General features: G+C 35.6%; 22 protein-coding genes, 1 pseudogene and 1 riboswitch. Of the genes and pseudogenes, 15 read left to right on the top strand and 8 right to left on the bottom strand.

What is annotated here, in order from left to right:
* Positions 1-63: 63 nt before the first annotated feature.
* The 4 genes from JFV29_RS24070 (at position 64) to JFV29_RS24055 (ending at position 3,277) form a co-directional block, all read left to right on the top strand.
* A complete protein-coding gene (locus JFV29_RS24070; protein ID WP_201186840.1) occupies positions 64-678 on the top strand; it encodes a class I SAM-dependent methyltransferase in 615 nt (204 codons plus the stop codon).
* Between the two features lie 131 nt (positions 679-809).
* Complete coding sequence (locus JFV29_RS24065; protein ID WP_056526292.1) at positions 810-1,514, top strand: class I SAM-dependent methyltransferase; 705 nt, start codon at positions 810-812, stop codon at positions 1,512-1,514.
* Between the two features lie 383 nt (positions 1,515-1,897).
* The gene (locus tag JFV29_RS24060; protein ID WP_201186839.1) at positions 1,898-2,731 is read left to right on the top strand and encodes an STAS domain-containing protein; all 834 of its coding nucleotides are present in this window, start codon (positions 1,898-1,900) and stop codon (positions 2,729-2,731) included.
* A gap of 138 nt (positions 2,732-2,869) precedes the next feature.
* Positions 2,870-3,277 carry a DUF2283 domain-containing protein gene (locus tag JFV29_RS24055; protein ID WP_201186838.1) on the top strand — a complete coding sequence of 136 codons (408 nt, stop codon included), beginning with the start codon at positions 2,870-2,872 and terminating at the stop codon, positions 3,275-3,277.
* Positions 3,278-3,359: 82 nt separating this feature from the next.
* Here JFV29_RS24055 and JFV29_RS24050 read toward each other — a convergent pair whose 3' ends face one another.
* Both JFV29_RS24050 and JFV29_RS24045 read right to left on the bottom strand, forming a co-directional pair.
* The gene (locus JFV29_RS24050) at positions 3,360-4,016 is read right to left on the bottom strand and encodes a potassium channel family protein (protein ID WP_053347790.1); all 657 of its coding nucleotides are present in this window, start codon (positions 4,014-4,016) and stop codon (positions 3,360-3,362) included.
* Positions 4,017-4,039: 23 nt separating this feature from the next.
* Positions 4,040-5,386, bottom strand: coding sequence for a TrkH family potassium uptake protein (locus JFV29_RS24045; RefSeq protein WP_201186836.1), 1,347 nt, complete (start codon positions 5,384-5,386; stop codon positions 4,040-4,042).
* Positions 5,387-5,728: 342 nt separating this feature from the next.
* A riboswitch (cyclic di-AMP (ydaO/yuaA leader) is annotated at positions 5,729-5,871 on the bottom strand.
* A 301-nt stretch (positions 5,872-6,172) separates the two neighbouring features.
* On the opposite strand from JFV29_RS24045, the gene JFV29_RS24040 reads away from it, so the two are divergent.
* Positions 6,173-6,373: a hypothetical protein gene (locus JFV29_RS24040; protein ID WP_053347787.1), complete on the top strand. Its 201-nt coding sequence runs from the start codon at positions 6,173-6,175 to the stop codon at positions 6,371-6,373.
* A 921-nt stretch (positions 6,374-7,294) separates the two neighbouring features.
* Here the strand turns inward: JFV29_RS24040 and JFV29_RS24035 are convergent.
* The gene (locus JFV29_RS24035; protein WP_242486937.1) at positions 7,295-8,758 is read right to left on the bottom strand and encodes a flavin monoamine oxidase family protein; all 1,464 of its coding nucleotides are present in this window, start codon (positions 8,756-8,758) and stop codon (positions 7,295-7,297) included.
* A gap of 382 nt (positions 8,759-9,140) precedes the next feature.
* Here JFV29_RS24035 and JFV29_RS24030 point away from each other — a divergent pair, with 382 nt between their 5' ends.
* The 3 genes from JFV29_RS24030 to JFV29_RS24020 all read left to right on the top strand — a co-directional run bounded on the left by JFV29_RS24030 (position 9,141) and on the right by JFV29_RS24020 (position 12,581).
* Positions 9,141-10,316 carry an iron-containing alcohol dehydrogenase gene (locus JFV29_RS24030; protein ID WP_201188066.1) on the top strand — a complete coding sequence of 392 codons (1,176 nt, stop codon included), beginning with the start codon at positions 9,141-9,143 and terminating at the stop codon, positions 10,314-10,316.
* Between the two features lie 506 nt (positions 10,317-10,822).
* Complete coding sequence (locus JFV29_RS24025) at positions 10,823-12,073, top strand: MFS transporter (RefSeq protein ID WP_201186834.1); 1,251 nt, start codon at positions 10,823-10,825, stop codon at positions 12,071-12,073.
* A gap of 85 nt (positions 12,074-12,158) precedes the next feature.
* On the top strand, positions 12,159-12,581 hold the full coding sequence (locus JFV29_RS24020) for an NUDIX hydrolase (protein ID WP_201186832.1): 423 nt from the start codon (positions 12,159-12,161) through the stop codon (positions 12,579-12,581).
* A gap of 79 nt (positions 12,582-12,660) precedes the next feature.
* Here the strand turns inward: JFV29_RS24020 and JFV29_RS24015 are convergent, their stop codons facing one another.
* A complete protein-coding gene (locus JFV29_RS24015; RefSeq protein WP_201186829.1) occupies positions 12,661-13,110 on the bottom strand; it encodes a GNAT family N-acetyltransferase in 450 nt (149 codons plus the stop codon).
* 105 nt (positions 13,111-13,215) lie between these two features.
* Between JFV29_RS24015 and JFV29_RS24010 the strand changes: the two genes are divergently transcribed.
* The 5 genes from JFV29_RS24010 to JFV29_RS23990 all read left to right on the top strand — a co-directional run bounded on the left by JFV29_RS24010 (position 13,216) and on the right by JFV29_RS23990 (position 17,116).
* Positions 13,216-13,512: a MerR family transcriptional regulator gene (locus JFV29_RS24010; protein WP_201186828.1), complete on the top strand. Its 297-nt coding sequence runs from the start codon at positions 13,216-13,218 to the stop codon at positions 13,510-13,512.
* A gap of 131 nt (positions 13,513-13,643) precedes the next feature.
* Positions 13,644-14,039, top strand: a complete 396-nt coding sequence (locus tag JFV29_RS24005) for a GyrI-like domain-containing protein (protein WP_201186827.1) — start codon at positions 13,644-13,646, stop codon at positions 14,037-14,039.
* Between the two features lie 115 nt (positions 14,040-14,154).
* Positions 14,155-14,613 (top strand): hypothetical protein, encoded by a 459-nt coding sequence (locus tag JFV29_RS24000; RefSeq protein ID WP_201186825.1) that lies wholly within the window; start codon positions 14,155-14,157, stop codon positions 14,611-14,613.
* A gap of 291 nt (positions 14,614-14,904) precedes the next feature.
* The gene (locus JFV29_RS23995) at positions 14,905-15,561 is read left to right on the top strand and encodes a VanZ family protein (protein ID WP_201186824.1); all 657 of its coding nucleotides are present in this window, start codon (positions 14,905-14,907) and stop codon (positions 15,559-15,561) included.
* 91 nt (positions 15,562-15,652) lie between these two features.
* Positions 15,653-17,116 carry an aminoacyl-histidine dipeptidase gene (locus JFV29_RS23990; protein ID WP_201186821.1) on the top strand — a complete coding sequence of 488 codons (1,464 nt, stop codon included), beginning with the start codon at positions 15,653-15,655 and terminating at the stop codon, positions 17,114-17,116.
* A gap of 241 nt (positions 17,117-17,357) precedes the next feature.
* On the opposite strand, the gene JFV29_RS23985 is transcribed toward JFV29_RS23990, so the two are convergent.
* From JFV29_RS23985 to JFV29_RS23970, 4 genes are all read right to left on the bottom strand, one after another.
* A complete protein-coding gene (locus tag JFV29_RS23985) occupies positions 17,358-18,080 on the bottom strand; it encodes an anti-sigma factor (RefSeq protein WP_201186819.1) in 723 nt (240 codons plus the stop codon).
* Entirely contained in the window at positions 18,081-18,635 is a 555-nt protein-coding gene (locus JFV29_RS23980; protein WP_190270797.1) for an RNA polymerase sigma factor, read from the bottom strand.
* A gap of 84 nt (positions 18,636-18,719) precedes the next feature.
* Positions 18,720-19,193 (bottom strand): COG4315 family predicted lipoprotein, encoded by a 474-nt coding sequence (locus JFV29_RS23975; protein ID WP_201186815.1) that lies wholly within the window; start codon positions 19,191-19,193, stop codon positions 18,720-18,722.
* A 21-nt stretch (positions 19,194-19,214) separates the two neighbouring features.
* Positions 19,215-19,991: an extracellular solute-binding protein gene (locus JFV29_RS23970; RefSeq protein WP_201186813.1), complete on the bottom strand. Its 777-nt coding sequence runs from the start codon at positions 19,989-19,991 to the stop codon at positions 19,215-19,217.
* A gap of 353 nt (positions 19,992-20,344) precedes the next feature.
* On the opposite strand from JFV29_RS23970, the gene JFV29_RS23965 reads away from it, so the two are divergent.
* Positions 20,345-21,130: a PhzF family phenazine biosynthesis protein gene (locus tag JFV29_RS23965; protein WP_201186811.1), complete on the top strand. Its 786-nt coding sequence runs from the start codon at positions 20,345-20,347 to the stop codon at positions 21,128-21,130.
* Positions 21,131-21,917: 787 nt separating this feature from the next.
* A pseudogene (gene galU, locus JFV29_RS23960) lies at positions 21,918-22,803 on the top strand (UTP--glucose-1-phosphate uridylyltransferase GalU).
* The last annotated feature ends 457 nt before the right edge of the window (positions 22,804-23,260 follow it).

Below are 23,260 nucleotides of genomic sequence, written 5' to 3'. Positions count from 1 at the left end.
CTTGGAAGGAATTTATTAGTATTTGTAGAAGTAGTGTTAAGAGATATCTGGGAGTGGTGAATGTTGAATAATTCTTGGAATAAAGTGATATATAAGATTTGGTCTCCAATTTATGACAAAGTTTTCAATTCAAATCTTTTTTTTAATGCCAGAAGAAGAGTATTTGATGAGATATCGTTTAATAGCAGAGATAAAGTTCTGTTTGTGGGCGTAGGAACGGGTGCTGACATAGAGTTAATCAAGCACTTTGACTTAGAGATAACAGCAATAGACCTTTCAAAGGATATGCTTAAAAAAGCAATGGAGAGATATAGAAATACCTCTATCACATTTTTAGAGATGGATGCACAAAATATGGAATTCAACAATGAATCGTTTGATTATATAGTTGGAAGTTTGGTCCTTTCAGTAGTGCCTGATGCAAATAAATGTTTTCAAGAAATGATTAGGGTTTTAAAACAAGATGGGAAAATAATTATATTCGATAAGTTTATCTCTAAAAATAAACAGCTATCTTTACCAAAGAAGCTTCTTAGACCTTTTATTAGGGTTTTAGGTACAGATATTGGCTTGCGGTTTGAAGACTTGTATCATAGACATGATAAAAATCTAAAAATCGTAGAAGATCAATCGATTATGATGAATGGAATGTATAGAAAGATAATAATTTGCAAATGAAGATGACGTGCCTTTCTAAGGAGTAGGAAACAATGATTAAGGGTCTTTATGAAGCAAGAACTTCAGGTGAATAAATTTTTTGAAATTCAGTACAATTAGTTGGAAGGATTTAATTGGAAAGAGGGGATATTTTGTCTGAAACGATTTATAACTATGAAGATTTATTAGAAATGCTGGACTCGTTATTGCGTGAACCAACTAAATTCTGGAATGATTTTTATGAAGATCGTGAAAAGGAGATTCCCTTTTTTGAAAACCTACCAGACGAGAATTTAGTTAATTATTTTGACAGAGAGTTACTTGGTTCAGGGGAGGTTCTTGAACTTGGATGTGGTCCTGGAAGGAATGCCATTTATTTTGCTCAAAAGGGCTGCTCAGTTGATGCTGTTGACGTTTCAAAAGAAGCTCTTGAATGGGGAAAAGAGTGGGCAACAGAAAAGAAAGTGAACATAAATTTTATTCAAAAAAACATTTTTGACTTAGATATTGAAGAAGGAAAATATGACACCGTCTATGATTCAGGTTGCTTTCATCATATTGCTCCACATAGAAGAATGAATTATATAGAAATGGTGAAAAAGGCGTTAAAGCCTAAGGGTTTCTATGCGATTACTTGTTTTGTTCAAGGAGGAATATTAGGTGGTGCAGATATTTCAGATTGGGAAGTATATAGATTAGGAAGTCTTAGAGGCGGGTTAGGTTTTACTGAGGAAAAACTAAGAACGATTTTTAAGGATTTTGAAGAGATAGAAATACGTAAAATGAAGGAATTTAAGCGGTCTAATGAAGTCTTTGGGGTCTCTGGTTTATGGACTGCTTTATTTAGGAAAAAGTAATTTTTGTGAACTTGACCCTACAATTCGAGGAAGCATAGGGCGATGGCATTCAGATAATAATGAAGATCTCTGATGAGATTTTGTAGATAGTGTGGATGAACTTTATGATGAAAATAGTAAATTGAACTTTAAGGATCTGAGTGTAGATCCTTTTTTCTTTGTGAAAAATTCAATTTTGATAGAGGTTCCTTAAGATACCTTGAATATATTGGATTGCGAAAAAATTGTCGGTAAAAAACATAAATGTTAAACTATAATAACAATGAGGTTGTGGATATTGTTGGGAATATAGTGAGGACCTACTTCTATTGAAGTATACGAGGTAAATAGAAGCGAGTACTAGACTGCTATTTTTATAAAAAATTAAATAGGTGGAGAAATTTATGCATAGAAACCAAAAATTACATTCATTTCTATTAGACAAAGCAGCACAATTGACAGAGGAATGGTACGAAACCTTAAATAAAAATGATGTGATAGGCGTTTATAGCTCAGCTAATCCCGAAGTAATTAAAAAACTAAAGCTACAAAATAACGATTTTCACTTACATTTTTTTCAGGTGTTTATAGAAGAGGAATCAGAATTCTTTAGGCATTTTGATGAGTGGATTGAAGAAATCGCACAGGATGGGCAGCATTTAGAAACACCCATCTATTTTATATTAAGAGAATTTTTTCGAACGCAGGAGCAATATCTAGATTTTATTGAGCAATTTGTATCATTAAATGAAGGTCAATACTCGCAAAAGGAAATAAATTCATGGTATCGAATTGTTATCAAAGTGTTCAGTGAAGTTCTAGAGAGGTTTACTGAAGCTAACAATAGATATTCTAATGAAATAATGAAAGCTCAACAGGATACGATTAATGAATTAGGCTCTCCTGTCATATCACTAAACGATAACACCGCGTTACTTCCCCTTATTGGCGATATTGACACAATGAGAGGGATGTTCTTGCTTGAAAACACGTTACAAATATGTGCAGAAAAAAATGTTACTAGGCTTTTTATAGACTTATCAGGTGTTCATGCAATCGACAGTGTATCTGCTCAACAACTGTCAAAATTGATTGAATCCTTACATCTAATTGGGGTTGATACAACTCTTTCGGGACTTCGTCCAGACATAGCTATTACTGCTGTGCAACTTCAACTGCCTTTTGATAAAGTAACGATAAAATCCACTTTGGCCCAAGCGATTAATACAAATGAATAAACTATCTACGGGCTGGGACACAAGGCCATAAAGCTAAAAATGGTTTAACTGGGGGAATTCTTACTTAAATGGTAAGGAAGTATTAAAGAGATTTGGTTTTCAAGTAGAAGAGAAAAATAGATTGAGGACGGTGGACCATTGGATAAACAAGTAACATATGATAATGAAGCAGAAATGGGCTATATTTACTTGGTTGAACCATACAAATACAAAATTTCATATACTGAAGAGCTCCCACAAAATAATGACATAATGTTAGATTTTTGTAACGACGTTCCGATCATCGGAATTGAATTAGCGGGAGCTACTGCGATAAAAATTAAACATCTTGTTGATACAGTACATATATTCAAAAAGGCAACTACTGCTGATAATGAGATTTTTTACTCTTTCAGATTGCATGATAAATCAGTAAAACAATCAGTTACTCATCCAGATACTGCGAAAATAGTGTTTCACTTTTCGGATGCTGACTGTTTAGATTTTATAGGGATTGATATTTATGACACAGATTCATACGATGAGACATTCTTAATTGGCGGATAAGCCCAATCTTTTTTAGGTCATCTCGTACAGCGAAAGCCGGAACCAATGAAAGGGTAGCCTGCTCCTTGGTTAGGGACCTAGGTTATTCAATATTTGCAAACACGGCTAGATCTTCTTTATTACCAACCACTAAAAGCATATCTTTTTCAAGGATATTCTGATCAGGTGATGGAGCTATGATAATTTCTCCATTACTCACGATGGCAATAACACTGATATTATATTTCGCACGTAAATCAAGCTCTCTGAGACTTTTTCCTGTCATGCTTATGGGTATAATGATTTCCTCGATATTGTATTCTTTTGAGAGTTCTATATAGTTCAGCATGTTGGGTGATAGGAGTTGATTAGCGACCCGTTCACCCATATCTCTTTCAGGGTAGATAACCCAGTCAGCACCAACTTTAGCGAGCACTTGACCGTGATGTTTATTTAGAGCTTTTGCTATTACCTTTTTCACTCCTAGTTCCTTTAAAAGCAATGTAGTTAAAATGCTTGACTGCATATCATTTCCGATGGCTACGATGACACAATCAAAATTACGGATTCCAATGGATTTTAGTGCCTCTTCTTCGGTAGTATCAGCCATAACTGCATGAGTTACACTTAATTCTGCATTCTCGACTCTTTCCTCGCTTACATCAATACCCAAGACTTCTTGTCCGGCTGTATATAATCTATGAGCTACACTCGTTCCGAATCTTCCTAAACCGATAACGGCATATTGTCGTTTTCCCATCTTTAACACTCCCTCATTAATGATTAACCAATCATGATTTTGCCTTTTGGACGGCGGAATGGATCTGGTTTACGTCTCATTGCGATAGCAAAAGCAAAAGTCAAAGGTCCAACCCGGCCCGCAAACATTGTGAAAATAATGAGCATCCGACCAATGGGGGATAATTCAGGGGTTAATCCCATTGAGAGACCCACGGTAGCAAATGCTGAAGTGGCTTCAAATAAAACCGTCAAGAAATCACTTCCGGTTTCTGTAATAGTCAGCAGAATGGTGATGGTTGAAACGATAAATACCCCGATGGAGGTAACGGATAATGCTTTAAATATCGTTTCATTCACAATGCGGTACCGAAACAATACCACATCTTCTTTTCCTTTAATCTGTGACCAAACCGTTCCAATCAGCGTCGCTAATGTGGTGGTTTTAATCCCACCGCCAGTCGATCCCGGTGAAGCCCCAACAAACATCAAGAAAATGATCAGCAGCAATGTGGGTTGTGTTAAATCAGGGATATTCAATGTATTAGAACCTGCTGTCCTCGGAGTAACGGATTGAAACAAAGAAGCCAACGTTTTCCCCATGAAAGATAAAGGCTGCAATGTTTTGGCATTTCCAAATTCAAATATAAAGATTAAAATGGCCCCGCCAATTGTAAGGATTAAGCTAGCCATCAGTACAACCTTCGTATGTACAGACAAACGATGGGTATCACGGTATTCGTAAATTTCATTCATCACGATAAATCCTATACCGCCTAATGTGATCAGGGAAGCGACTGTAAGGGTTACGAAAGGATCTGATGCATAAGTAGTCAAGCTCCTAAACCCTCCCATTAAGTCAAAGCCCGCATTATTGAAATTGGAAATCGAATGAAAAAGGCCGTAATAGATTGCTCTGCCTATTGGCATGTCAAAAGAAAAGCGAATCGATAGTATAACGGCACCTGAAATTTCAATAATGGCAGTGTAAATTAAAATCCTTTTTACTAACTTAACTACACCTGCCATAGATAAATTATTTAAAGACTCCTGCAAGACTAACCGGCCTTTTAAAGAAATTCTTTTGCCTAATAAGAAAAAGAAAAGCGTCGCAAATGACATAAACCCCAAGCCGCCTATTTGAATGAGTGATAAAATGACCAACTCTCCAAATGTTGTAAAAGTGGTTCCCGTATCTACTACGACAAGCCCTGTTACACATGTAGCAGAGGTTGAGGTAAATAAAGCATTTAGAAAAGAAAGACCATTCCCATTTTCAGTGGAAATCGGCAGGGTTAATAAATAGGCTCCAACAAGTATCAGGAAGGCAAAGCCAAGTACAAGAATTTTTGGCGGATCTAACAAATCTTTTGCTTTTATCAAATTGATCATCCTTACCCTGTTAATGAATTAGCAACCTACTAACAAACGTAATATATCCACAGATAACCAACCATTATCCAGTGATAGGGTTAGTATTTTGCTCGTACTGCATTCCATTCGTCATCCATCTAGATAAACAATCAATAGACCAAGTTCCTTTTGCTATACATGCGCCCATTCTGCACAAGCCCTTTTATTTGTGAAAAAAGGTATTCATTATCCTTAATCAAGCTTAGGTAATTCTCTTTGGAAATCCTTTTTTAAAGCATAATAAAAAGACCTACATAACATCTGGCTGCTATTTTGTTACAGAAAAGCAAACAAAAAAGCCCCTGAAATAGGCGGTCTTATGACCTCCTTCGCTTTAGCCGACGAAGTTAGCTGACGGGTAGGATGGCGAAAGAGCTGATCTCATCCTTTCTGCAAGGCAGAATTAACCCCAAATGATTGGTTCCTCCGTAATCAATTTACTTGAGTTTAGGCCGAAATGCATTAAATTGATAAACGTATTCTACTCCCATCATTTACTAGTTGTAAACCCCTAAATTGTAAAAAAAATTTGCTAGAACAAAACAGAAAATTTACGTTTTTTTTACATATTAAAAACTTATTGACAAAAATTAGTTGGGACATTATGATAGGTTCGATAAATTTGAAAAATAACATCCAGTAATTTTATGTTTCTAATAAATAAATATATGGTATTTCCTTTTGGAATTAGATACAGAAAATCTCAAAGTTTATTGAATTCGTATTTTGAAATTTTAATACATTATATAAAAAAGGCGGGCAAGTATGGAGAAGACGTTTAATAGATATGTTGTTAACGCTACAGGTAAAGGTGGACAGACGTATTTAACTCAATGCCAGGATAAAGATGCACTAAGGAAATGGATAGCCGATCATGAGGATCAAATAATAATGAATGAGTTAAGGATAACAGATAAGAAAAAGAATCCATTGATAAATTTTTTTTTCAAAGGTAATATCATCTGAATTCATAGGTCCTTATTAACTGGATCATGAAAATAATTGAACATTAAAAGTTAGTAGAGGGTCAAGCATATTGAATAATAATTCACTCATTATGTCCTTTTTCAGTATTTCAACTATTTAAATTCCTGCGTTAATCAGGCAATCTGAAGCTTAACATCCATATTGCGTTATATTTTCAAACTCATTTATATTGAATGAGTTTTTTTTGCGTGTATTAAATATTGGGATGGAAATATTCAAAAAAGCTTAAAAGATTTGGATGTAATAGAGAATGTGATATCGAAAATGGCTCTAAAGGAAATGAGTAAAAAATCATGGAAGATTACCTTGATCCATAAGATATAAGGCATAACTTTTTCCTCATCAGTTTTCGATATTATGAGGAAGTTAGAGTATATGTCATATGGTAGTGTATATTTTCACAAACCATTTACAAATTTTAAAGAAGAGAAGTAATAAAAAGGATTTATAGATTCATTGGCTTATGTAAATATGCAACGTGGGAAACATTATCCACTAGTGACTAACGGGAAAGAATTTACAAAGATAAAAGCATTTTCGATTACTCTGCTAATAAACAAGAAGTTAAAGGTAGTGTGTCATTGGCAAATTATGCATTAGCGAACAATGAGTCGTAAGGAAATTGGAAATCAGATCCAGTCGGGGCGGGGGAAACCTCGCCCTGGATTATTCTCTAAGACATGTGGTAATCACTAGGGCGACAATACTTTTACTTAATATACATTTTTTAGATAGTTTGTCGCTTGGAAGTTATTGACTTTTTGCTCGTTTACTCCAATAATAGTCTTAAATACATCTTTATCCAATGACCTAAATGGTAATAAACTTAGGACTCTATGAAATTTTTTAGGAAACATGTGAAGTCCCTATGTAAACATCTGATTTACCTTTTTTTCTGTTTTATTTTGGCAAGTCATTCACTTCGTATGCAACCCGTATTCCAGATTCAATCGCCCCTTGCATCCAAGCGTGAGTAAGAGTAGTATGTTCACCGGCAAAGTGCACTCTTCCTTCAGGTGTAGGGATATAAGGATACAACTCGGTTTCCTGACCCGGTTCAAAAGCAGCGAAACCTCCAGAAGAATACTCATTATCGACCCAACTAAAGGAAGTTCCTGATACAAACTCAGAATAGACTTGGTCTCCATAAATTTCAGCTAAGTTCTTTAAAGCATATTGAATGCGCTCTTCGTTTGATAGACCGTTCCATATTAAAGCCTCATCCGCCCATGTATAGCTTGCCAAAACCACAGCAGGACCTTTTGTACCAATCCCCTGACTTGGGTAATAAGTGAATCGAATCGGAAGGTCAGTTATGGATTTACCACCATATTGGTGGTGCCTTTCCCAAAACCTGCTTTTAAACTGGATTCCGATTTTTGTTGCGCTCATATAGTTCAGTTCACGAATTGCTCTCCGTTTATAATAGGAAAAAGAATGGTATGGTTCAACTTTCACAAATTGTAACACTGAAAAGGGAATAGTTATGATGGCAAGATCACCAGTTATGGTGGAATCCTCTAGGGTGTGCGGGTGGGTGGAATGGATGGTTACACGGTTGTTATGTTGGACAATTTTCGTCATCCTTTGATAGAACATAATGACATCTTTTAATTGTGGAAGAAATGCCCTTGGAAGCAGATCCATACCACCGGTTATCTCATAGTAACGATTTGCTCCAAAGGACGCCGCTTCTCGCAAAACTTCAACAAATGACATCCCCATATATGCTTCGTAGTCAAGGAGTAAACCGATCATATCGACCGCGCCATCTGAAAAAGTCGTTCCATATTGATAATGGTAAGTGTTTAAGAAAGTTCCTAGTGAGTAGTTTTTAAATTCTTTTTCTACGAGATTCCAATTTCTCTTTGGATCTTGTTTAATAAAATCGAGAATGGGCTGTGTAGCTAAATTCATCAGCATCTCTGCGCTTTTATCTCTTTCATTCGGGGCAACGGGAAAGTTTAGAATACCAGGAGACCGTTCAAAAATGTTAAGACGTGTTTTGATACCATTGAGATAAAGAATATCCATTGGAGTTCGGTTAATAAACTGGTTTACGGTTAGTCCGAATTTTTTAATATACTCTAATGTCAAAAAATGACCTTCAGGAATGCGCATTGGACCTAGGTTTAAATAAAGCCCATTGCTAAAGGGAGAGTGTATTGTATAGGCGCGTCCGCCCACCCTGTTATTTGCTTCAAGGATGGTGACGCTGTGCCCTGCATTCTTCAAAAGAGAAGATGCAACCAGTCCTGCTAGTCCTGCGCCCACAATAGTAATATTCTTGGGAACTTGCGACTTTTTAAGACCATTTTTAATAATGCTAATCATTTGTTGAGTCGTTAACTGATTATTAGACATCTCTTCGCCCCTAGTGAAAAAGATTTATTACATTGTATTCACTAGCAGAGATGCATATGTATTCAAGCGTTAATCAGATGATAGATAAAAAACTTGGTATTATCTTAAATATAAAACAAGAAGCAGAATCAATTAGTACATTGGTAATTTACTAAATTTGTTATGTCAGCTGCCTTTTCATTTTCTTTTACTTTAAGGTAATGGAGAACGATATCTTCCAGGGTCAAGCATTTCGGATGCAAGGCTCTGTATGTTTTCTACAGGGATACTGGAACTCTCTTCAGTGCTTTTCAATAAGGATGTGCGGTATTGGTTTTTGTTTTATTTATTTGTATGAAAACAAAAGGGGGATTATCAAGTGAAGGGATTTGAATTTTTCAGAATGCCACAGACTATTATATATGGGAGGAAATCTTTTGAGAAAGTGGGAGCGGAAGCGGCATTATGTGGGAAGAAAGCACTCATTATAAGTGATAAGGTAATGAGCCGACTCGGTTGTGTCAATCAATGTTGTCAGTATCTTCATGACAACGGAGTAGCAAGTGCAGTTTATCTTGGAGTTGATTCAGAACCAACAGACCAATATGTGGAAGAATCATTAGAACTTTTTGAAAAGGAGTCATGTGATCTAATCATTTCCCTTGGTGGAGGAAGCTGTATTGATACTGGGAAAGCAATTGCTGTCCTGGCCACGAATGGTGGATATATTGGAGAATATATGGGCGGAAGAAAAATAGCAGACAAAGCGGCAATACCGCACATTGCTATTCCAACAACTGCTGGAACTGGTTCAGAAGCGACGGATGCTACTGTTATTACCAACACCGATGATGATGTGAAGATGATGATTAAACAGCCGAATTTTATGCCTTTAGTCGCCATTGTCGATCCATTGCTGACAGTTTCTTCTCCACCACATATAACAGCTGCGACGGGTGTGGATGCATTAAGTCATGCGGTTGAGGCCTATTTATCAAAACGGTCTCACCCAATGACAGACACAATGGCTCTGTCCGCGATGAGATTGATTGTGGAGAATATTGAAAACGCTTACGATGATGGGGATAACATAGATGCCCGTGAAAAGATGTCATTAGGAGCCCTTCAAGCAGGGATAGCATTCTCGAATTCATCCGTTTGTTTAGTTCATGGAATGTCGAGACCAATTGGAGCTTTGTTCCATGTACCTCATGGATACTCGAATGCCATGCTATTGCCAGCGGTATTAGAATTCAGCAAGGAAGCCTGTATGGAACGGTTGGCGGATTTGGGGAGAATTTTTAAAACTGAATATAAAAACCTTTCTATAGAAAGGGCAGCTTTGGTTGCGGTAGAATCTGTTAAGGGTCTTTGCCAAAAGCTGAACATTCCTAATCTTGAAGGATGGGGAATAGAAGAGGAGAAATTTAATCTCTCAGTCAGTAAAATGGCAAGAGACGCCATAGATAGCGGGAGCCCTGCTAATAACCCGAGGGTCCCAACTAAACAAGAATTAGAAGAGTTGTATCATACTTGTTATCATTATAAGTTCGCTACTGAAGATAAAGTACAGGGGTGAATATGTGAGACTTCAAATCTAAAATACCTCATAACTTAGTTAGTGCCAAGCATACTTGCTGAGATAAGTATGAATTCTTTCTTTAATCACTTAATGGTGTAAAGAGAATATTCCGAAAAGTATTTGGGAGGATTCCGGGACTTTGTTTACAATATTAGTCTAAAAATGTTAATGTTTAGTTAATTCAGACTAGGGTGCAATGAAGATAAGATTAACTCTTTAGAGAGCTCTGTTAGCTAAAAAGGAGTAAGAGTTTTTTATTGAAGCAAGCCTTTGAGCTTCACTTTGGAACCTTATGTTTTGGGGAAAAGTGTGACGGGAGCTTCCGTTATAGAGCTAAGGTATTCGCATTTTTATTATGTGCCGTACCTAATAAGGTTAATATGGTGACATATTAATAAACAGATGTGGAACCACGACTTTTAATCTCGTCCTCAAGATGTATGTCTTGGAGACGAGATTTTTCTATTTTTTAATAAAATTCAATACAACTATAAGGAGAAAAGATGAAATTCAAAAATCTATTATTATCTTGGAAATACCCTTCGATATTATTACTTGGAATAGGAATTTCAAACTTTGGTGCTTGGGTTTATTTTATTGCACTTAATTTAATCGTATTGGATTTGACTAACTCAGCGCTTGCCGTAGCTGGACTTTATATTGTTAAACCGATAGCTGCGTTATTCACGAATGTATGGGCTGGCAGCGTTATTGACCGAATAAATAAGCGGAATCTAATGGTGGCACTTGACCTATTTCGAGCGGTATTCATAGCTTTGCTGCCATTGACTTCTTCTATTTGGGTAATATATTCGGTTGTCTTTGTGATTAATATGGCAGGGGCTATGTTTGGAACAACATCAAGGTCTTATATAACAAAATTAATACCCATTGAACAGAGAAAACGATTTAACTCACTTAGAAGCTTAATAGATTCTGGGGCTTTCTTAATTGGTCCAGCGATAGCGGGCATCCTTTTTTTAATCGGTACACCCATTTTAGCCATCTATATTAACGCAGTAGCATTATTTTTATCAGGAATCATAACTTTATTTATGCCTAATCTTGAAAAGGATCGTTCCCTTGAGCAATCCGATAGTTACCTTTCTTGGAAAATAATAAAACAAGATTGGGCGATTGTCCTGAATTTCAGTCGACAATACTCTTATATTATGTTTATATACTTTTTATTTAGCTGCATGATGGTAATGGCAACAGCTATAGATTCACAAGAGGCAGCCTTTGCAAAAGCCGTGCTTTTTTTAACTGACACAGATTACGGATTCCTTGTAAGTATAGCCGGGGCAGGTATAATTGCAGGGGCTCTAGTAAATACAATGATTGTGAGTAAAATACAAATATCCTTTCTAATTGGCTTAGGCTCTTTATTTGTTTCGGTAGGTTATATAATCTATTCCTTTTCAAGTTCCTTTTCGATTGCCGCGTTAGGATTTTTTATCATTGCCTTTTCGCTGGCTTTTGCCAATACAGGCTACCAAACATTTTATCAAAACAATATACCAGTTGAGATTATGGGAAGAGTCGGAAGTGTATTTGGCTTGTTAGAAGCATGTTTGATTATTATTACGACAACAATTGTGGGAGTTTCAGCCCAGTTCATTTCGATTCAGTTCGTAGTCATTACCGGGTCAATAAGCATGTTTGCTCTTACAATTTTGTTATTTATACTCAGTATGAAGCCTTCTAAGAGCAGATATTATTCCGTTAAAAGTGTGGAGGCAAAAGATTTATAAGCTTTTGGTCTGCAATGGAAACCAAGAAAAAACAAAAAATCTAATTGAAGTTTATCTAATTCTTCAATTTAAAAGGTGGTGTGTAATGGCCGCTATAAAAAAGGCTTATGGATATATAACACGAATCAAAGAGGGAAAACCACAAGTATTAGTATTTCAACATCCTATTAAAGAGGCTGGGATACAGATACCAAAAGGTACAGTAGAAGCAGAAGAAGATCCTTATTATGCAGTTATTCGTGAAATTAGGGAAGAAACAGGTTTAATGAATTTTAATGTAGAGCAATTAATTATACAGGATCGATGGAAATGCGATGATGGGGCAATACATGAGCGTTATTTTTATAAAATAACCGTTCATGAGACGCGAGAAGGATGGACATATAATCCCACAGGTGGTGGGGCAGAGTCTGGTTTAACGTTCCGATTCTTTTGGGTATCTATGTTGGGCGAAGTAGAATTGGTTAGAGGACATGATGATTATTTGCATGAAATTCTTGATCAATAAAACAAGTTGTTTATCAAGATAGAATGCCACCAATTAGGTGGCATGTTACATGTATATCTATTTATACCATTCTGATGTATTATACTTTTTTAACCATGATCTTTTCTTTGTTAATATCTAATTCACCATTGAATGTAAAGTTAAATTTCTTATACAAGTGAAGTGCAGCTTGATTATCTTCAACTACACTTAAATAGATTTCATTACAATTATATTCTTTAGTTAATCGTTGTATTAAAGCTTTTAACATAATACTTCCAAGCCCAAGACCTTGATATCTAGCATCAATTAAAAAACGATCTAACCACACTCTTCCATTTTTCCCTTCTTCGGGAAAAAATCCATACATAGCAAAACCGACCAAGCTATTGTCTGAATAAAGTCCCACTGGCTTATAATATTTACACTCCATGGCTTCTTCTAAACATTGTTCTGTCGTTTCAATAAACGATTTTTGCTTTGTGTTTATTCCCAATTTTAAAATATCATTTACATTTTCGTTCGTGACTTCATTAATAGTGATGGTCATAATATTAATCCTTCCTCATTTTCCCTCATGTTTAGCCGTTTTGTTAACATGATATACTAATAGCCTAAGGTATATGGTTACCATATAGTCAAGGGAGAGATTGTATTGGTCGATGGAAATTCAGGCAAATATTTTACTACTGGAGAATTCGCCAAACTATGTAATGTAAAAAAACAAACGCTAATTCACTATGATGAGATTGGGCTTTTTTCTCCTGATATAAAAAATGAAAAAGGCTATCGGTATTACTCCTATCAACAATTTGAAGTTTTTTCTGTCATCACACTTTTAAAAGAAGTTAAAATGCCCTTGAAAGAGATTAAATGGTTTCTTACTAACAGATCACCTATAGAATTAATTAACCTTTTTAAAGAAAAATCCATAGAATTAGAAAAAAAATAGATAATCTTAATCGAATACAGAAGATTATTGAAACGAAAATATCCCTCACTGAAAAAGCGATACGTATTGATTATTCTCAAATCACATTAGAATTTCAGGAGGAAGAACAACTTTTCCTTAGTGATCCCATCTTGAATTCTTCTGATGCTGATTTTTTAAGATCAACATCTAAATTTATCGATTACTGTAATAGAAATAAGTTTTATACGGGTTTCCCTATTGGGGCCATGATAAACAAAGAAAAGATAGTTCAAGGAGACCATGATAACTATTCATATTTGTACACGAAAGTTATGGACAATCATGCGAGCTCTTTTACATATGTAAAGCCCAAGGGACAATATATTGTTGCCTATCATAAAGGGAGTTATAAGAGTATTTCCGAAACATATGAAAAAATAGTAAACTTTATGCAAAGTCAAAACTTGAACCTCAAAACGTTTTCATACGAAGAGTATATGTTAGATGAAGTCTCAGTAAAGGGTTACGAAAATTACCTAACGAAAATAATGGTAGAAGTAGGATGAGGGAAGAGCCACATATACGTTATTCAGGAAGATGATTTAGTGGGGATGTACAAGCTCAAAATTAAAAGAACGGAATTTCTACATGAACATTATGAAACTTTGCGGAGGGTTATATATGAAAAAGTTAGTTTTATGTATTGTTGCTATTCTTCTTATCGTCTTTTTATATTTTGACTATATAGCTCAAAGTGACAAAAAGAACAACAGAATGGATCTTAACGTCAAACAATCCATTGAACATCAATTAAAAACCAAAGACTACGAGAGTTTTACTTATAAAATTACCAATAATACATATAATAATTTTAATCTGCTATTTGGCACAGGTAATGAAATAGACGTAGAATTCCACACATTAACTGATAGTCCAATTAAAGAGGGCAATATTATTACTATTGAATCTCAACCGACCGAAAAACACAAAAAAGAATTTAATAAAGGAGATACTTGGGAGTATACAATAAAGGTTAATTCGAAGTTACTTTCAAAAGGTGACTATCAATTAACTGCTCAATTTATACCAAGTAATGCGCTTACTCTTGATAAAGTTGAACAGATTATAACTTACCCTTAATGTGACCCAGACAAGTAGACAGGAGTTCAATAGACCCTAGTAATTTTGCGAATAGAGGAGGATTTTTTATGTCAGATAATAGCCATCATATGTTCTCCGCATTTTTAACTTCTGTTGTGAAGCTGCTTCCTTTTATTTAATTGGTTGTTTACTATCATACATTCATATTAGCGACTCTTAGTATACTAAGAGTTTTCTATATAAACGGAAAAAGAGAGAGAATTTTATGTTCTGTCTCTTTTTCATATAGTTTGTTGACGCCTTGTACAAGATGTCCTAGGATAAAAAGATATGAGTTACTTTTGGAAGGAAATAGAAGGGAGAGAAAAATACATGTCACTAAAATCCTTTATTCTTTCCCTTTTGTTATCGCAAGCTTTGTTTTTGTGTGGGCTGTCTGTTTTTCTTCAGCTCCTTTTATATTTGAATCCTTTGGTTATCGTGGTTGTGTGGGTTTGTATCTTGGTTGTTGTCTCGATGCTGGTTCTTTTGTTTCGAGGTGAAACGGTCATGCTTCCTCGGTTTTGGTGGCAGGCAGGTATGATTGGATACAGTTTTTCATTATTGGTTTTGCTGTTCTTTCGACCGAATGGGCAGGATTATTCGTATAATTTTATCCCTTTTTCTACGATTCTTTCTTATTTGTCGAACGAAACTAACTGGCTTGTGTCTTTTTATAACCTTAGCGCCAATGTAGGATTGTTTATTCCATTTGGGCTGTACTTGATGTCCAGGGAGGGGAAAGAGTTGTCCTCTTTTCGGAAATTTCTTTATCCATTTTTCTCGATCTTGAGCATTGAAATCTGTCAGTATGTTTTTCGACGAGGAAGTTTGGATGTTGATGACCTTATATTGAATATGATTGGCGTTTACCTTGGTTACATCCTGTATCCATTGTTTACAAAAGTGGTTGCGTTCCATTCTGGAAAAATGAAAAGGATAATATGATTTTGTGAAGAAAAAGATACATATGATTAAAAAGTTGATGGAGATATTGAATTTGGGCATAACAAATAAGTTAAATGAGAGGGTGTATCCTATGTATAGCAATTTAGCAGAGTTAACAAGTCATCCAGTGTTTCATTACTTTGAGGAGATATCCAATATCCCAAGAGGGTCAGGTAATGAGAAAGAGATTAGTGACTATCTGGTTCGCTTTGCAAGAGATCGAAACCTGGAGGTAGTACAGGATAAAACATTAAATGTCATAATAAAAAAGCCCGCTACAGCTGGTTATAATAGTGCTCCCACCGTAATTATCCAGGGGCATATGGATATGGTTTGCGAAAAGAATAAGGATACTATTCATGATTTTGAGAAAGATCCTCTTCAATTAAGGATTATAGGGGACATGTTGTATGCTACGGGTACAACATTAGGGGCGGATAACGGAATTGCAGTTGCTTATGCTTTAGCTTTATTAGATTCAAATGATATTCCGCATCCTTCTCTTGAAGTAGTTATCACTACTGAAGAAGAAACGACAATGAATGGCGCTCTTGATGTTGATGCATCTCACTTTGAGGGTAAAATTTTGATTAATATTGATTCAGAAGAAGATGGGAAGCTGCTAGTTAGCAGTGCAGGAGGAATACGCGTTAGGCAAATCCTTCCTATTATATGGGAACCTGCGTCAAATACTGAAGTAACATACCGTATCAGTATTAGAGGGTTAAAAGGCGGTCACTCTGGTATATCAATCAATAAGGAAAGAGGGAATTCCAATAAACTATTGGGTAGATTGTTACAGGATTTAACAACAGAATTCCCTTGCTCTGTACAGCAAATTAGTGGAGGTCTAAAAGGAAATGCGATTCCTCGCGAAGCAGAGGCAAGTGTTCTGATTCATTTAGACGATGTTCAGAAGATTGCTGAGAAAATCCAGCAGTGGGATGAAACGTTTAAAAATGAACTACAATCTTCCGACCCAGAAGTATGGATTGGATTTGAAAAAAGCGATAGCGCCTCTACAAAAGTTTTGTCCAAAGAAACGGTGCGTAAAGCCATTACATCCTTACTGTTAATCCCACATGGTGTTCAGGGGATGAATATGGGAATAGAAGGATTGGTTGAGAGCTCGACGAATTTAGGGGTCGTAACAACAACGGATACAGAAATGAAATTCGAAAGTGAAATCAGAAGTTCGGTCAAAAGCATGAAATACAATATGGTTACTCAGGCAAAAGTGTTAGCGGAAATGCTTGGATGTGAACTATTAATAGATGCGGATTATCCGGAATGGCCATATAATCCTGAATCGAAGCTCAAGAAATTATTTGAACAAACATATAATGAAAAGTATAATAACGAGATTGAAATCATTGCTGTGCATGCAGGGATCGAGTGTGGGGTTTTCATAGATAAGATACCAGGATTAGATGCTGTTTCAATCGGGCCGGATATGTTTGCCGTACATACACCTGATGAACACCTAAGTATCCCTTCAGCAATAAATAACTGGGAGTATTTAGTTTATACTTTAAAAAGGTTGAAGGACCTTTAAGCAGCTGTTTCTTTGTATGAAAGGAACAACGTAGTAGATGAATAGCCATTCTTCTATGGTGTTCGTCAACTTAGTTCAATAGTATAAAAAAAGAAAGTACATATCCGATATGTACTTTCTTTAGCATTTGCGATTTTATCGAACAATATCGAAACTGCCAATTGGATGATTAAACTCCTTTAGGTATGGTCTGAAAAATATCCCAAAAAAGAGACTCCCCATGTAGGCAAGTCTCTCATTGTCATGAAGATCCAACTATCTTTTTACCTCTCGGCTGTGTACCATTTGGGTCTGGTTCTTTTGTGATGCCGATTTGATTGAATTTATCATTTAATATAAGCTTGTATGTCAACAATCCTGTGCCAGCTTCATCAGGCTTGAAAGTTCCTGCATTAGCCCGTTCGCCTTTATTCAGCAGCCATACTTGATAAACCTCTGACTCTTTAAGAGTAGGCAAATTCTGAATCTGTACGACTAATCTTCTTTCTTCACCTTGTTGCAAAACATATGCAACTCCGTCAGTATTCATATTTACAGCCGTCTTATCAGCAGGCTGTAAAGAAAGAGTCGTTTCAACCTCTACAGGCAGATTGATAGCTGAGAGTTCTTTTTTTAGTTGCACATTGGAATTTAACAGAACAATCACCAAAACTAGAGTGGCTAGCAAGAGCCCTGAAGTAATAGGAGTAAACTGTTTCCGGAAAAAACTGCTCCATTTCTTCACCTTTCGCACAGGAATTTCAGGATTACTCTCAAATACAAAATTCATAACTTCCGATTTTAGGGAAGAAGGGGGGGCAAATTCTTCGAAATCCCACTTCAATGAATTCCAGGCTTCCGTCATTTGATCATACTCCCTGGTGCATTCGGGGCAGTGGATTAAGTGTTCCGCGAATGCCTTTTTTTCTTTTTCTTCCAGCTCATCTGATAAAAATGAAAGCAGGTTATCGCATTCTATACTCATTTACAAATCACCTACTTCCAAATATTTTTTCAACTGCTTGAGAGACTGATGTAGTCTGCTCTTGATGGTCCCAATCGGTTCATTTTCAATTTTGGCAATTTCCGTTAGCGAATAGCCTTTCCAATATAGTAAATCTATTAGTCTTTTTTGCGGCTTGCTTAACTTATTTTTTGCTTTGGCAATTTCACTGTTTATAAGTCCATTTTCTATATCATTATTCGGATCTTCTATATCAATGGGCTTGCTCAGATCCATTTGTTTGTTATTCCGAATATGAATACTGTCTTTACGAACATAATCCACGCATACATTCCGTGTAACAGTCAAAAGCCAATTCACAAAGTTTCCCTTTTCGGGGTTATAACTGCTTTTTGTCGTCCAAAGCTTTAAAAAAACTAACTGCACAATCTCTTTTGTTTTTTCTTCATTTCCATTTGTGAATTTAAAAATAAAGCCATAGATTAATTTAATATACCGGTCATAAAGTTCTTCCAGAGCAGGACGATACTTATTCTTTACTAATGCCATTAATTCTTTATCAAGTTTTTCTTCCAATCGCACCTGCAACTCCTCACCAAGTAAATTTGGAAAACAAACAACAGGAACGATCACTTTTATTTGATCGTTCCCTATATTTTCTTATTTTGGAAAAACTGTTTCATTATTTACAATATACCAAACATCTTTCACACCTTCACCATTGACATCTCCCACTTGTTTATCCTTTACAAAATAGTAAAGCGGAAATCCTTTGTAAGTTACTTGCTCTGTCCCAGTGTCTTCTCTTTTAATTATTCCAAAATCTTTTTTGTCAAAGCCCTTTGGCACATTGAAATCCTTTGCCATGAACGGCGGCCAATTTTCTAAACATTCACCAGCACAATTGCTTTTTCCGGATTCATCCTTTTTGAAATAATACAGTGTCATTCCTTTGGAATCAGCCAGGTACTCGCTCGTTGTTCCACTCTCCAATGATTTCAGGCTATCGGCGGTATCATCAGCTGTGCTATTCACCACTTGATCCTTCGTAATAGAATCTTTAGCGTCATTTCCACATGCTCCCAAAACCAACACCATTGTAAAAGTCATTAAAATAAACATCCATTTTTTCATATAATCCCACTCCTCACTTATTTATTTCCATCCCCACTTTTGAAACACTTGATGGGATGTATCAGATTTTAGATAATTAATAAATTGTTTTGCTTCTTTTTTGTTGTTGGTCTTGCTTGTTATACTTACTGGAGTTCCTCTATAGAGCTTATCTTCTTCAGGAAGCTGAACCAGTTCTGTCACGTCTGACAGACGGTAATGCCAGGATTCATACGTAATCCAGGCGTCGTATTTAGAATTTGCCTTCCATAAATCGATTGCTTCTGCGCTAGATTTTACTGAAATAACAATATTGCTACTAATTCCAGGAATAAGCCCTTTTCTTCCTGCTAAATCCTCCCATAGTCCCAGTTGTCCAGCTCCATTAACATCTATAATCTCTACGCCTCTCTTCGTTAAATCCTCTAAAGAATGTATATTCTTGGGGTTTCCCTTTCTAACCAAAATTCCGGCTGCACGTGAATACAATTCTGTACGGGTTTTTTCATTAATGATACCCGGATGATTAAGCATAAAATCAGTCAGCATATACTCGGACCCTCCGTAAATAATGTCGGCATCCTGTTTGGCTTGATCAATCCATTTTGCTTCGGGTCCTGCAGTTACTTCAACTTTTATTCCCGTTTCGTTAGTAAACTGATCCGCCAATTCCTTGATTGGTCCAAGAGGTCCACCTGGGCCGTATACTTTTACGACGTCGTTGACAGCTAGACCCTGTTTAGAATCCGTTTCGGTTGAAAATCCTAACACGACAATCATTATTGATATCAAACCAACAACAAAAAAAATTTTCTTCACGTCTTTCTTCTCTCCTTTCAGGAAAAATCCTTTGTACTATAGGTAACGAGACAAACCTCAAAACGGTTTGAAAAAAATATTATTTTTTTGTTTTTGCCTTTTGAAGCTGAATTGCCAAATAAGTGTTTCTATTATTTTATTAAAGTAGTCAATAACGAGCAGCTTATGCCGATACCACTGGTAGAAGGATTTTTTGTGAAAAGATGAAAGTGGTAATGTGTTAACGAAGTTGGAGAAGGTGTTTAAGCATCCTAGTACAACTAACCAAAATTTTGAGTAAGGTTTACAAAGGGATTGTGATCTTTGGAGTCGAAATATGTAGCTAACAATACTTTTTACCGGAGGCTTACTTGATGGAATTAACTATTATCGATACATTTACAGACCAACCGTTTAGAGGGAACCCAGCTGCTGTTTGTTTGCTTAGTGAGGAAAAGGATCCGGAGTGGATGCAAAAGGTAGCTAAAGAGACTAATTTACCTGTTACTGCGTTTATTACTCTTAATAAAAATGAATGTAATTTACGATGGTTTACTCCTTCTATTGAAATACCTATTTGCGGTCACGGAACGCTAGCAAGTTCTTTCTTTTTATGGGGAAAAGGATACGTACAAAAGAATAAACCGATTGTCTATCAAACGAAAAGTGGAGTTCTTACATCAAAATTGGTAGATGGAATGGTACAGTTGGAATTTCCGTCATTAATGGAGAAGGAGGCTATTGCTCCTGACTTACTAATTAAGGCTTTAGGCGTTGATCCTACTTATGTTGGTCAAAACAAATGGGATTACCTAATTGAAGTTCAATCAGAAGAAATCGTAAGAAACTTAAATCCCGATATAGACTTAATTGCTCAGTTACCGATTCGCGGCATCATTGTAACGAGTCAATCAGATTCGAGTGAATATGACTTTGTTTCTCGTTTCTTTTCTCCTGCCCAAGGCCTTAACGAAGATTATGTAACAGGATCTGCACATTGTTGTTTAGGGCCATATTGGAAAAGTAAGCTGAACAAAAATATTTTTCAAGCTTATCAAGCGTCAGAAAGAGGGGGCGTAATAAAGGTTGAAGTAGTAGAAGATATAGTTAAACTTTCTGGAAATGCAGTGACAATATTCGAAGGAAACTTAACTCTTTGATTATCTAGAATAGAGAATGAGAGCATCTCAGAATATCGCCTAATAAGTCAGGGATATCCAATAAAATAAAAAGGGTGAACGTACCTGACTAACAAGGAATGGCAAAGATTGAATATATTATAGGTGTATTTATATTTACAAGTAAATCAATATTCTTCCATTCTATAATAGAGTCGACTTGTACTGGCGAATACCGCCATTGGACAAATTCAGTGCTTGGATTACTAATTCTAGCTTTTTCCTTTTGTCTACACTATCAATAATATCCTCATCAAAGGAAAATCCTCGATACTCCTTTTTGTTTTGGGATTACTACCATGTAGTATGTCAATATATATCTGGATGATACGTCCTTTTTACCCTCTAGAGCCACGTTCTTTGCTACCAATTTACTGGTATTACCTATTCTAATGAATTGAAAAAATCAAAATCTGATGGATTAGGTTCACTTCCACCGTAGTTATACTAAGAAGCTATGAGGAGAAATGCTAGTAAAAGGCATCATCAAAATATGAAATTACCTTAAAATATTAATAATTACAAATATTATTGAATGTAGGCTAAAATATTTACAAAAAATGAGTCTATGTTACTATCAATAATGTAATTATGAAATTTTTAGTGTTTTTTCAATTCATTATAAATACTGGAAAAATAATTAGTTAATTACCTATATGAATTTTTTTAAAATTATAAGAGGTATCCATTTGATTAATAAAACTTCAACATAATTGTTGAGAGGTTTTTTTATTTTACATTTTTTAAAATATAAAGGAGCTACAGATTAATGAAAAAAGTACAAAAGGCAATTATACCCTGCAGCGGGATTGGGAACACGCTTTTTACCTGCTACAAAGGCAATGCCAAAAGAAATGCTACCAATAGTGGATAAACCAACTATTCAATATATTATAGAAGAAGCTGTGAAATCAGGCATTGAAGATATTATTATTGTCACAGGAAAGAATAAACGTGCGATAGAAGATCACTTCGATAATGCCTATGAGCTAGAGAATAATTTGAGGGATCATGGAAAATTTGATTTATTGGAGAAAGTACAATATCCATCTAATTTAGCCAATATCCATTACATTAGGCAGAAAGAGCCGAGAGGCCTTGGACATGCTATCTGGTGCGCCCGTAATTTTATTGGAGATGAACCATTTGCCGTACTTTTAGGTGATGATATCGTTCAAAGCGAGGTACCTTCATTGCGTCAATTAATAAATGAATATGATGCGACAGGTTCGTCTATTATTGGCGTACAATCCGTTAATGAAAGCGAAACGCATAGGTATGGTATCATTGACCCGCTTACTCAAGATGGTAGAAGGTACGAAGTTAATAACTTTGTTGAAAAACCAGAACAAGGAACAGCTCCATCTAATTTAGCCATTATGGGGAGATATATTTTAACCCCAGAAATATTTCACTTTTTAGCTAAGCATGAAACTGGTGCTGGAGGTGAAATTCAGTTAACTGATGCCATTCAAAAACTAAACGAAATTCAATCAGTATTTGCCTATGATTTTGAAGGGAAAAGACATGATGTCGGAGTTGTAGATGGCTTTGTAAAAACTACCATTGAATTTGCGCTGCAACATAAGGAATTAAAGGAAGAAATCATAGATTTTATGGAAGAAATGTTAAAAAAACAACTTGAGGTTTTATAATTCCTTAACAAATATAAATGAACATGTTATACCTAACAGTGTTGTATTGGTTAATTGGCTGCGGTGGTATGAGTAATGACCTCTTATCCTCTAAAGGGTTTTTCTTACATAATAAGTTAGGAGTGAAGAGACCTCCTACTTAAGTTAAAGTATGAGCATTTGCTTGATTATAATGTGAACATTAATGAAAAAGTTAAGATATCTAAAGTGCCTAAACATATAAAATTTACTAAACTAATAAAATGAAAAAAATTCCATTAAATTGTGGAAAACTAACTTCAGATTAGTCGTTTAGGACTTCGAAGACGTTTTTTACGAAAGAAAGCAAAAAGAGTTAATTAAATGAGATGTACAGAACATTTTTTTAAACAATAAAAAGATATCTTAAATCGGCATCCTTAAAAATTTAACGGATATTCATGACAAACGAACAGATTTATACCTGTGAAGGTCACAA

It is taken from the genome of Peribacillus sp. TH16 (assembly GCF_016651095.1).
In the GTDB taxonomy this organism is placed as follows: domain Bacteria; phylum Bacillota; class Bacilli; order Bacillales; family DSM-1321; genus Peribacillus; species Peribacillus butanolivorans.
Note: the sequence above shows the minus strand (reverse complement) of the source record. Positions and strands in the feature narration are given on the sequence as shown.